The 11,719-nt window shown below is 47.0% G+C and carries 11 protein-coding genes; 6 read left to right on the forward strand and 5 right to left on the reverse strand.

The annotated features are described in order from the left end of the window. Positions 1 to 47: 47 nt before the first annotated feature. From gerQ to AC0VZ8_RS14550, 3 genes are all read left to right on the forward strand, one after another. Complete coding sequence (gerQ, locus tag AC0VZ8_RS14540) at positions 48 to 446, forward strand: spore coat protein GerQ (protein WP_397376706.1); 399 nt, start codon at positions 48 to 50, stop codon at positions 444 to 446. 440 nt (positions 447 to 886) lie between these two features. Further along, a complete protein-coding gene (locus AC0VZ8_RS14545) occupies positions 887 to 2,206 on the forward strand; it encodes a hemolysin family protein (protein WP_194542126.1) in 1,320 nt (439 codons plus the stop codon). Positions 2,207 to 2,365: 159 nt separating this feature from the next. Then, the gene (locus AC0VZ8_RS14550; RefSeq protein ID WP_235613281.1) at positions 2,366 to 2,866 is read left to right on the forward strand and encodes a hypothetical protein; all 501 of its coding nucleotides are present in this window, start codon (positions 2,366 to 2,368) and stop codon (positions 2,864 to 2,866) included. Between the two features lie 234 nt (positions 2,867 to 3,100). On the opposite strand, the gene AC0VZ8_RS14555 is transcribed toward AC0VZ8_RS14550, so the two are convergent. The 4 genes from AC0VZ8_RS14555 to AC0VZ8_RS14570 all read right to left on the reverse strand — a co-directional run bounded on the left by AC0VZ8_RS14555 (position 3,101) and on the right by AC0VZ8_RS14570 (position 7,497). Then, the gene (locus AC0VZ8_RS14555; RefSeq protein WP_475487318.1) at positions 3,101 to 3,913 is read right to left on the reverse strand and encodes a DUF4367 domain-containing protein; all 813 of its coding nucleotides are present in this window, start codon (positions 3,911 to 3,913) and stop codon (positions 3,101 to 3,103) included. Further along, entirely contained in the window at positions 3,891 to 4,481 is a 591-nt protein-coding gene (locus tag AC0VZ8_RS14560) for an RNA polymerase sigma factor (protein WP_475487319.1), read from the reverse strand. The genes AC0VZ8_RS14555 and AC0VZ8_RS14560 overlap by 23 nt, the downstream gene beginning before the upstream one ends. Positions 4,482 to 4,867: 386 nt before the next feature. Continuing rightward, the gene (locus tag AC0VZ8_RS14565; protein WP_071224352.1) at positions 4,868 to 6,097 is read right to left on the reverse strand and encodes an aminopeptidase; all 1,230 of its coding nucleotides are present in this window, start codon (positions 6,095 to 6,097) and stop codon (positions 4,868 to 4,870) included. A gap of 167 nt (positions 6,098 to 6,264) precedes the next feature. Then, positions 6,265 to 7,497 carry an aminopeptidase gene (locus tag AC0VZ8_RS14570; protein ID WP_475487320.1) on the reverse strand — a complete coding sequence of 411 codons (1,233 nt, stop codon included), beginning with the start codon at positions 7,495 to 7,497 and terminating at the stop codon, positions 6,265 to 6,267. Between the two features lie 143 nt (positions 7,498 to 7,640). On the opposite strand from AC0VZ8_RS14570, the gene AC0VZ8_RS14575 reads away from it, so the two are divergent. After that, positions 7,641 to 7,916, forward strand: a complete 276-nt coding sequence (locus AC0VZ8_RS14575; protein ID WP_071224350.1) for a hypothetical protein — start codon at positions 7,641 to 7,643, stop codon at positions 7,914 to 7,916. Between the two features lie 151 nt (positions 7,917 to 8,067). Here AC0VZ8_RS14575 and AC0VZ8_RS14580 read toward each other — a convergent pair whose 3' ends face one another. After that, positions 8,068 to 9,420, reverse strand: a complete 1,353-nt coding sequence (locus AC0VZ8_RS14580) for a TrkH family potassium uptake protein (RefSeq protein ID WP_475487321.1) — start codon at positions 9,418 to 9,420, stop codon at positions 8,068 to 8,070. Positions 9,421 to 9,497: 77 nt separating this feature from the next. On the opposite strand from AC0VZ8_RS14580, the gene AC0VZ8_RS14585 reads away from it, so the two are divergent. Then, positions 9,498 to 10,415 (forward strand): DMT family transporter, encoded by a 918-nt coding sequence (locus AC0VZ8_RS14585; protein ID WP_475487322.1) that lies wholly within the window; start codon positions 9,498 to 9,500, stop codon positions 10,413 to 10,415. 113 nt (positions 10,416 to 10,528) lie between these two features. After that, the gene (locus AC0VZ8_RS14590; RefSeq protein WP_475487323.1) at positions 10,529 to 11,665 is read left to right on the forward strand and encodes a zinc-dependent alcohol dehydrogenase; all 1,137 of its coding nucleotides are present in this window, start codon (positions 10,529 to 10,531) and stop codon (positions 11,663 to 11,665) included. Positions 11,666 to 11,719: the final 54 nt, after the last annotated feature.

Consider the following 11,719-nt stretch of genomic DNA (forward strand, 5'->3'; position numbering starts at 1 on the left):
GGAGGAAATTACTTATGTACAATCAAGGTGTGCCACCTGTGAACTTCATGAATGGAGTCCGTTATCCGGGAGTGCCGAACCGCGGGACGGCTGGTTATACGGCGAACGTTCCACCGCAGGTGCCTAGCGGAAGCCCAATGACTCCAGGAGGCACCGTTGTTCCCGCCCCGCAATTCGAACAATCCTATGTAGAGAATATTCTACGACTGAATCTGGGCAAACAGGGAACCTTCTACATGACATATGAAAACAATTCGCAATGGAATGCCAAGGTGTTCACAGGTGTGGTCGAAGCTGCTGGACGCGATCATATCATTATCAGCGAACGGTCGACAGGCCGCCGTATCATCCTGCTGATGGTAAACCTGGATTATGTCGTGTTCGACGAGCCGCTTCATTATCAATATCCAGGTGTTATCGGCAATCCGCCACCAACGGCTAGATAATCGATCCGATTGCATAAAAAACCCTCGTTTACTCAGGCGTAAACGAGGGTTATTTCTTTATGTTATACTTTGAAATATTCAATGTCATGCGATTTATTCCATCCAACGCGTGCGGATTCATCGTATTCTATTAACATTTTGAATGTTTATTCATAGAATATATCAATTCATTGAAAAACGAGTGCTAACGGCTGAGAATCAAATTAAAGCTTATAACAACGCTGATTAATGTCATAAGACAACGTTTGACTGTGTATCGTAGTACTATATAATTACTTATATAGCTTGATTAAGTCGGAATAAGACAAGGAGATGAGACCATTGGGAAGTTGATGCGTAGTCCGAACACGCTGTTATGCTTGATGGCACCACACATTTTTAATAATCGAAGGAGGTGTTCCTATTCGTCATAGCATGCTGTATGGCGGGTAGGAGATCGATTGAGTGACCCCTTACCGAGTTTGATAAGTTTAACCTTGGTATTGATTCTCGTCCTGTTAAATGGATTTTTTGTATCGGCTGAATTAGCTTTCGTTAAAGTGAAAAGCAGCCGTATTGACGCTCTGGCCGAAGAAGGACATAGACGTGCAAAATTTGCGCAGAACATACTGAAGAACCTGGACGGATATATATCCGCATGCCAGTTTGGTATTACCATCGTGTCCATTGGACTCGGATGGATTGGCGAAAGAACGATATCCGCCATGATTACGCCTTGGTTTCATGGCATAGGCTGGAGCAATACAGCCGTTCATGCCGTGTCCTTGGTAATTGCCTTCATCCTGATTGCACTTATGCACATTGTATTTGGTGCATTGGCGCCCAAGACGGTGGCTGTTCGTAAGGCGGAACAAATTGCGCTGCTATCAGCAGGCCCACTGCGGGTGTTTTACACGATGATGTTCCCGTTTATCTGGTTTGCCAATGGGCTCTCCAATAATGTTCTCCGTCTATTCCGGATGCAACCGGTGGTTGAACGGAATGTTCATACCGAGGAAGAACTGCGGGATATGATGAAAGAGAGCAGTGAGAGCGGCCTGATGGATAGTACGGATATGGTGTTGGTAGACAACATTTTTGAATTTGCTGATACGACAGCAAGGGAGATCATGATCCCAAGAACAGAAATGATCTGCTTATACAACAATCTTTCATTGGAAGAAAATCTAAAGATCGCAAGCGAGGGGATGCGAACCCGTTATCCGATTTGTGACGAAGACAAGGATCATATCATTGGCTTTATTCACATTAAAGATCTGATGCGCGGCTTCGTTCGCGACCAGCTTTCCTTGATTCGCCCGATCATTGCTGTTCCTGAGTCGATCAAGATCAGCGATCTGCTGCGAAGAATGCAGCGGAGCAAGACGCAAATTGCCATTCTAATTGATGAATACGGCGGGACTTCAGGACTCGTAACCCTGGAGGACATCATGGAAGAAATCGTCGGTGAAATTCAAGATGAGTTTGACGAAGAGCGTCCGGGCATTGAAAAGGTGGGGGAGGATGAATACTCCATTGATGGATTGATGCTGATCGATGAAATTAATGACCAATTTGGTCTGAACGTGGATACAGAAGACTATGATACGATCGGTGGATGGCTGTCCTCGCGTCTTGAGGTGCTGCTCCCACACAAAGGTCAATCTGTCATGTATGAGGATTATCGCTTTGTGATTGAGGAGACCGAGAATAAACGGATTTCGCGGATTCGTCTGATCAGGCAGCAGCAGCAGCTGATTCAGGAAGAAGCAGGTGCGTAAACTGGAAATTAGAAGAAGCCTCGACATAATATGTCGAGGCTTCTTTTTATTTGCAGAAAAGTTTCAAAAAATATATCAATCCATGAAGAATTAGATACTTTTGTTCTGTCACTGCGTGTTAAAATATGGATGTTCCTATTACATTGAAAGAAAGGTGATATGATGTCAAAAGTACGCAGTCCTAAACGTATAGCTTCAGCGGTTGCAGTCAGTGTTCTATTAAGTTTATCTCTGGCAGGAGGGGCTTACGCGGATTCGGCTACAGACATTGCACCCGGTGCGTTAACGACTCCGCCTCCGGTGGAAATGAACCTGAATTCTTCTCTCAACACGTTAGCCAATAAATATTTGATGGATTATTTTTCTTCGATAGGGAAAGTAAGCAGTACTCAAGTAGGGATTAGCGCCACTACCAGTGCTTCTCAAGCTGTAGATTCTCTGGGAATCAATTATGTTCTTCAACGCTGGACTGGCTCCGCTTGGGTTGATTCGGGAGCTTCATACGATAACGGAACAAGTAGGGCCTCTCTGAGCGGAAGCAAAACTTTTAGTGTGCAGACGGGTTATTATTATCGGGCCAAGACGATTCACTGGGTCAAAGAAAGCGGTACATATGAAGAAGGAACTTATCACACGAGCTCGATATTGGTGGCACAATAATACGAATGTGGATTTATGAAGGGAGTGCCTCGCAAGATCCTAGATCTTGCAGGGCACCCTCTTTTTTTGCATCGTAAGCCGCTCCGTACAGGAATCGTTTTACCCATCGCTGGCCCATCATCTGCTGATCTGTGTGGGCAGCCATGGAACAAAAAGGTCGAAGACCAGCCCTTGAGCCTTTCTTCAACCATTTTATTGGGAACAGCCTGTTCTTTTTTTAGATCATCTAAAAAATCATTGTACGCTGTTTGCAATTTTTATGAATTCTTCTTCTGTGAAGAAGCCGCTAATGGATACAATCACTTGATCATTATCGTATAAGAAGCGAAGGTTAGTCTCGGTTAAATAGGCTTTTGCTCCGGATTCAAGAATAATCGTCTTCTTAATATCCCCATTGAGATTGATCATTTTACCAAGTGTCATCCCGATAAGATGTATATGGAAAAACTTTTCTTCCGAATTTTTATAATGAAGATGAAGCTCTTCAAAAGCCGGATTTTCATCCGTTATTAATGCTGTAGCCTCATAGAATTTGTAATCTTCCGGAAGATAATTGATTTTTGGTATTTTAAATGGTGCGCGTTTTTGCGATTCTGTCAGAGATTCATCCTTATCTGTGAAAGTAATATATTCGGTTTCCACTAATTGAGCTGGCGGTACATACCCTTCGGGCTCTATTCCCTGCTCCGGTGGGGGAGCCGTTAATGCCTTGCTCTTATCAACAGGCTCTCGCATACCGAAAATTTGGGTCACCACACCATTTCCCCAATCCTTGATCTCCTGATAAACCGGTGTTACCGCTTGAGTTACAGTGGAAGGAGAGAATATCAATGCACCAAAGGCCATCGATGCTGCGATGACTCCGGCTAACTGAAAATTGCGTCGACGCTGTTTCTTTTTGTGTACCTGTTTGATTTGCTGCTGAACCTGCTGCCAGGATTGTCGTTTGGATTCAATGTCAGTAGGGAGTGAGGAACGTGAAGCTGCACGATCAAAGGCTTCATCAAAGGCCTCATCAAACCAATCATCGTATTTTTCGTTGCTCATCCAATTCACCCCACTCTCTATACAGCATTTTCTTTACGGATTCTCTGGCTCGGAACAAGCGCTGCTTCACGATCTCTTCGCGAGTATTCAGCAGCTCCGCGATTTCCTTGTACGTCAGACTATGCTTCCAACGGTACTCAATCAATAGCTTGTATTCAGGCTTCAATTGGTCGAGATAATGCTCGATGGATTCCTCCAGCATATTTGACTCCACCTGATGTTCGACGTTCGTGGAAGAAACTACCACGTCGTCTTCATTAATAAAAACACTCTCGACATCCACTTGGTTACGGTATTTTTTATTTTTTCTTAAATAATTCATGGTTGAGTTTTTGGCGACGACACGGAGCCATCCCCGCATCTTGTTTTCGGTTTCAAAATTCGGCTTACTTGTAATCACTTTTATAAAGGACTCCTGAATGATATCCTCAACAGCAGCATGATCCCGTACGACATACAGTATCTGTCCATAAACGAGGTCATAAAATTCATAATAGACTTCTTCCTGAATAGGTTCGCTCAGATCAGCGAAATCTGCTGCAAGGAGGAGCTGTAATCGGTTGGACACGCGATAATCCCCTCTCTGGTGTAACCATCCTATTTCTCTCATCATTTTACAACATATCGGGTGAAAAAGCCCTATTAATTCTAATAACAGCCGACTCTAAAGACTGCTCCCGGGAACGGGTAGATTCTTATGAAGTCATGTGGTTGAAGCACATTAGCGTATGAGTTTACATGGCAATCTTAGATACGCGTCCATCTCTTCATCATATGCTCGGGATTCTATCGGTATTAATCGAAATAGGGTTGATGTTGCATCGGGAAGGGAAGGGGCTAGAAGGTCCATTATGAAAAAAACAGAGCAGCCTCTGATTAAAAGACTGCTCTGTTGCATATTTCCGATCTTATTATCGGATGTGCTTATCCAGCAGATAACGAAATTGTAGCGGTTTAGGCCCAATTGCCATCGATGAATACAGGCTCCTCCGTGCCATCATGAGTGATTCCGGTAATATTAAGCTCTTTGGAGCCCATCATGAAGTCAACGTGGGTAATGCTGGTGTTCAGACCGCTAGCTTGAAGCTGTTCGGACGTCATGGTCTTGCCGCCCTCAAGGTTAAAGGCATACGCGCTGCCGATGGCCAGGTGACAGGAGGCATTTTCGTCAAACAGTGTGTTGTAATACAAAATACCGCTTTCCGAGATCGGGGAGCGATAAGGAACAAGGGCAACCTCGCCAAGATAATGCGAGCCTTCATCCATGGAGATCAGGCGGGTTAAGGTATCTTCGCCTTGTTCCGCGGAGAAATCGACGATGCGGCCATTTTCGAACGTGATCGAGAAATTGTCGATGATGTTGCCGCCGTAGCTCAAAGGCTTCGTGCTGCGTACGGTGCCGTTCACACCGGTTTTGAGCGGAGCGGTGAACACTTCCTCCGTCGGAATGTTGGCAACGAAACGCTCGCCCTTCTCGTTGTGACTGCCCGCTTGGGCCCAGATATGTCCCTCCGGAAGCTCGATCGTAAGATCCGTCCCTGGTGAAGTGAAGCGGAGCTTATGATATTTCTTGGCATTGAGCTCATCCGATTTGTGCTGGAGGGTCGTGATATGCTCTTCCCATGCACCAATGGGATCATCGAGATCCGCGCGGACCGCGTGGAATATCGCATCCCACATTTTATCCACCTGCTGCTCGGCCGGAACGTCAGGGAACACCTTGGCAGCCCAATCAGGGGAAGCATAGGCAATTCCGGTCCAGCTCATTTTATCGGCTTGCTGATATTGCCGGTATTTCGCCATAGCGGCGCCATATGTACGCTGGTAATTGGAAATACGCTCCGGATCAACGCCTTTAAGCAGATCAGGGTTCGAGGAGAGAATGGTCAAGAAAGCAGCCCCTTGCTCGGCAAGCTCGGTTACTTCCTCCGCATAATGTGTCGGCGGCTCCAGAAAAGCTTCGTCTGGTGCCAGATCGTACCTTATCCGGTTCACAACCTCATCACTATAGTTCACCTTTACTTGCTTGGCACCCGTTTCATAAGCTTTCTTCACGATAAGACGCACCAACGGTGCAGCATCGATCATCGCGTTAACGACCAGCGTTTGTCCCGGCTGCACATTAGCACCCACCTTGACTGCAAGCTCCGCGTAGCGTTCCATTTTTTGTTCAAAGCTGGACATGACAGCCCCTCCATTTCTTTTATGCTATCAATAAGTAATTTGATGCGCTTTCTTGATTATGACACAATTTTTCCGTTTGTAAATCAACCTCAGGTCAATTAAAGGCCGGAAAAGTTCAAGAAAGCAGCTACTTCATATGAAATAGCTGCTTTATGCTGTCCCGTTTCTTAAAATGCCCAGTTTCCTTTCAGGAATACCGGTTCTTCCTTGCCATCCGCCGTCACTCCGTAAATATCCATGTCGCCGGAGCCGATCATGAAATCAACATGGGTTACACTCGTATTGAGACCGCTTTGAATCAATTGCTCCTGATTCATATCTTTTCCGCCTTCCAAGCAGAAAGCATAAGCGCTGCCGAGTGCAAGGTGGTTGGAGGCATTCTCATCAAACAACGTATTGTAATACAGGATGTTGGACTCCGAGATCGGGGATTGATGCGGCACCAGCGCCACTTCTCCAAGATAACGGGCACCTTCATCCATGTTCAGGAGACGCTCAAGGGTTTCATAACCTTGCTCTGCCGTGAAGCTGACCACTTTACCTTCTTCAAAAGTAAGGGAGAAATTGTTCACGATGTTTCCGGCATAACTCAAAGGCTTCGTACTGTGTACGGTTCCGTTGACGCCTGTTTTGAGCGGAGCGGTAAATACCTCTTCTGTTGGCATGTTAGCCACAAAGGAATGTCCGCGTTCGTTGATGCTGTCGCCTTGCGCCCAAATATGCCCTTCCGGCAGCTCGATGGTAAGATCGGTTCCCGGTGCGATATAGTGGAGTTTCTTGTATTTCTTAGCGTTCAATACGGTGGATTTCGCTTCAAGCACTTCGAGGTGCTTGTTCCAGGCTTCAACCGGGTTATCCTGATCCACACTCACGGTGTGGAAGATGGCATCCCACAATTTGCCGACTTGTTCGGATTCCGGCACATCCGGGAACACCTTGGCTGCCCAAGCTGCTGAAGGCACAGCGATCAGACACCAGCTAAACTTGTCGGACTGCTGATAAGCGCGATAGGTCTTCAATGCTTCACCGCGCGCTTTATAGAAGTTTCCGATACGCTCGGAATCAATGCCGCTGAGCAGGTCGGGATTTTCGGCAAGGACGTGCAGAATGGCTGCGCCGTTCTCCACCAATTCCGTCATTTCGCCGGCATACCATTTCGGCGCCTCGGTAAAGACGTCATCCGCAGCTTTTTCGAATTGAAGTCTTGTTATCGTTTCGTCGGTCCACAGGATCTTAACCAGGCGGGCACCCGCTTCGTATGCCTTTTTGGCAATCAAGCGAGTAAATTCGGCGGAATCCACAGGAGCATGAACCACTAAGGTTTGTCCTTCTTGTATGTTAACTCCAACCTTTACAGCCAACTCGGCATATTTGTCCAAGTATGTATTGAAATCGGACATTTGGTACCCTCCAATGCAATTTAATTTACCAACCCATATTATACTAGATCAAGGCGTATAAGAAAAACAATAATCAGCTGCCAGGAAAAGTGATATACTGAGTCTTGTGAGTGCTTTACAACGTAAAGAAGGAGCGTGAAAACGTGTCAGAAGTCCGAATCGAGCGTGCGGATATGAAGCGGGATGATAGCGATCAGTTCGTAGGATATACCGTATTTTCTATAGATGGACATGCATCAGCCTACGAGATCACTTTCCTGAGCAAGAATGGCCGGGACTGGGACTACAGCTTGAACTTCGCTGGCGAGCCTGGAATCGAGGAGCAGTTTCTTCAGATTGACGAGCGGATTGAAGCCGACAACGAATTGTTTGATGACTTGCTGGATGCTGCCATCGATGCCAGTGAGTTCGGCGAATAAGTCGATTTTGGATATGTATTCCAATGAAACAAACCGTACGCCTCCCATGGAAGGGGGAAGTGTACGGTTTGTTTAAGATTGTATAAGCTTTCAGGTAAGCTGAACACATTCGATAATCGCAAGAAATGTTCCGACAGGGGAGAAGTATAACTTAACCAATCGTAATCCGGCCTTCCGGATGGCGGTACAGTTCTTTATTATTCTTGCGACTCAGCGCATAAGCAAGGGTTAGCGGACCTAACCGGCCAAGGAACATGAGCAAGGCAATGGTCACCTTGCCAACCCCGGACAGCTCGGTTGTAAGTCCCATGGATAACCCGGCTGTACCGAACGCGGATACGGCTTCGAACAGAATTCTTAAGAATTCGCCAGATTCCGTAATGGACAGAAACATGGAAGCTCCCACCAATAGCAGCAACGATAGAATCGTTAGTGTAATGGAACGGTAAACCAGGGCTTGGGAGATTCGATTGCGATAGAGAACAACATCCCGTTTTCCCTGGATCATCGTAACGACGGCACCGATGAGTACGGCGAAAGTAGTCACCTTAATTCCGCCTCCCGTTGATCCGGGAGCTGCCCCGATGAACATCAGGAGAATCATGAAGAACTGGGAGGATTGCTCCAGACTCGCGATATCCAAGGTGCTGACGCCACCGGAACGGGGAGTGATCGATTGGAATAAGGAAGCCATGATTTTTACAGGGTATGAAAGCGGCCCTAATGTTTTGGGATTGCCATGCTCCAGAATAAAGATCATGACAGCCCCAATTACGATTAATAGTGACGTTACGGTTAATACAACCTTGGAGTGAAGAGACAGTTTCTTGCATTTCGGATATTCAATAAGATCAAAAATGACGATAAAGCCGACTCCTCCAAGGAAGATCAAAAGCATGAGAATAATATTGATAAAAGGATCCGCTACATAGGTTGCAAATCCTGAGAAGGGTCCGTGAATTTGGCCAAAGAGGTCAAAGCCTGCATTGTTGAAAATGGAAATACTCTGGAATATGCCGAAGTAAGCCGCATCGGAAAGCGGCATGATGGCAGAGAACCTGAGCGTCAGCAATAATGCGCCTGCCCCTTCTATGATCAGCGTATAGACGAGCACTCTTCGGATGAGGTCTACAATCCCTTGAATTTGGTATTGTCCCATTGCTTCCTGAAGGATCATGCGCTCCCGAAGCGAGATTCTGCGGTTGAACATCAATGCAATCCAGGTGGCTGAGGTCATAAAGCCCAATCCGCCAAGCTGAACGAGCATGAGCATGACAATTTGTCCAAATATGGACCAATGGGTACCTGTATCCACAACGGTTAAACCCGTTACACTGATGGCGGAAACCGCTGTGAAGAGAGCATCTACGATTGGGGTAGAAGTTCCGTCCGCCGTAGCAATGGGAAGTTTGAGCAGGAACGTCCCAATCAGTGTAATCGAAGCAAAGCCGATTGCCAGAAATTTGGGAGGGGTCATTTGGTTGCGAAGGTCTTTCTTTTTCATGCCAATTATCCTTTTCCGAAAGTTTAATTTTGAAATCATTCTCTAATATAACACGAAAGGTGAATCATTTAACCATCATGAATTCGAACCGAGCACCGATCCCTGTATTTATCCCTCTGTTTATCGGCATCATCGCTATTTCTTTTTCCTCCATATTCGTCAAATGGTCTACCAGTCCCGTATCCATTCAAGCGATGTACAGACTGGTGATTACGTTCCTGATCATGCTGCCCTTCACGGGCAAATATGCGCCGGCTATCAAATCGTTGAAGCGTTCTGAACTGCTGCTGCTTCTTCTATCCGGTTCGATGCTGGCCCTGCACTTTTTGTTATGGATGGGCTCCTTGAAGTGGACGAGTGTAGCCAGCTCCACAATTATCCTTGCCCTTCAGCCGGTGTTTGTGATGATAGGTGCTTACTTCTGGTTTAAGGAGAAAACATCGCTGGCGGCAATCGGCGGCATGGCGATCGCTTTCCTCGGCGTATTCCTTCTCATTGGGAGCAGCGGACTCAGTGGGAGCAAGGGGCATTTGACTGGTGATATCATGTCTCTGCTGGGGACGGCTGCGGTCGCCGTGCATATGCTCCTGGGTCAATTGCTGCTGCGGCGTCTGCCTTCATTCTTATACAGCTGGCTTGTCTTTGCAGTAGCGGCCTCCGTACTGGCGGTGTATAACGTGGGAATGAACATTCCGATGACGGGGTATTCCGGACGAGAGTGGGGAATATTTGCTTTATTGGCTGTCGTGCCAACGGTATTCGGCCATCTATTATTCAATTGGCTGATGAAGTATGCCACAGCCTCCACCGTATCGATGAGCGTTCTTGGAGAGCCGGTTGGAGCGAGTTTACTGGCTTTTCTCCTGCTGAATGAGTCGATGAACTCCCTGCAGGCGGCAGGGGGGGCGCTCGTGCTGTTAGGGCTGGTATTATTCTTGAAAGTCGGGAAATCGAAAAAGCAGCCTGTAGACCTTCAACCCGAAGCGCTGGGGTGAACTTCGCTTTATTTTTGCTTTGCCGGAGTAGTTCTGGTTGAAATGGCGCACACTGAACCTAAAAAGTCAAATCCTTACAAAAATGGATATCGACTCTAGAAGGGGTTTCGAGTGTGAAAGCAGTCACTTATCAAGGCAGACATCGGATCCAGGTAAAGGATATGAAGGACGCCGTTCTACAGCACAGCGACGATGTCCTGATTCGAGTCACCACCACGGCCATCTGCGGATCGGATTTGCATTTATACAACGGTGGATTAAAACAGCTGAACGATGATTACATTATCGGCCATGAGCCGATGGGAATCGTGGTGGACGCAGGTCCTGAAGTAAGCAGGGTCAAAGTGGGAGACCGTGTGATCATTCCTTTTATTGTATCTTGCGGAAAATGCCTGTTTTGTCAGAATCACATGGAGAGCCAATGCGATTATGCGAATGTGGGCAAGAATACCGGCGGTTTTTTTGGATATAGTGATGCGTACGGCGGTTTTCAAGGTGCGCAAGCAGAGCTTTTGCGGGTTCCTTACGGAAATTCCATGCCCTTTGTTATACCTGAGAGCGCCGAGATGGAAGATGAGAAGCTGCTCATGCTATCCGATGCGCTGCCCACAGCCATCTGGAGCGTGGAGAACGGAGGGGTTAAACCAGGCGATGTCGTGGTTGTTCTGGGCTGTGGTCCCATTGGACTGCTAACGCAAAAGTTTGCCTGGTTAAAGGGCGCGAAGCGGGTGATTGCAATTGATCATGTGGATTACAGGCTCGCGCATGCGAAACGAACCAATCACGTGGAAACCTACAATTTTGAGAAGATCCCCGAAATGGAGAGTTATATCCGAGAGATCACCAAGGGCGGCGCAGATGTTGTCATTGATTGTGTTGGTCTGGATGCCAAACGGACCCCTGCTGAAATGCTGGGCAGCATGCTGAAGCTGCAGGGAGGCTCCTTGGGTGCTTTCCGCATGGCTGTGTCTATGGTTCGCAAATACGGGACCATCCAGCTAACCGGCGTATACGGGCTTGTTTATAGTGCCTTTCCGCTTGGAGAACTGTTCGAACGCAACATAACGTTAAAAATGGGGCTGGCACCGGTCATTCATTACATGCCGCGCCTTTATCAAATGTTGAAAGAAGGAACTGTGGACCCTTCGGATATCATCACACACCGGCTTCCGCTGGAGAGGGCTGCCCATGGCTACGATATCTTCAATGAGCGGAAGGATGGCTGTATCAAAGTCATTTTAAAGCCTTAAGCAGCTAAATAAACTGAATGAAAAAGCGTTCCTGGCGAATGAGCAGCATTCCTG

This window comes from Paenibacillus sp. QJM3NY_38 (assembly GCF_056173265.1).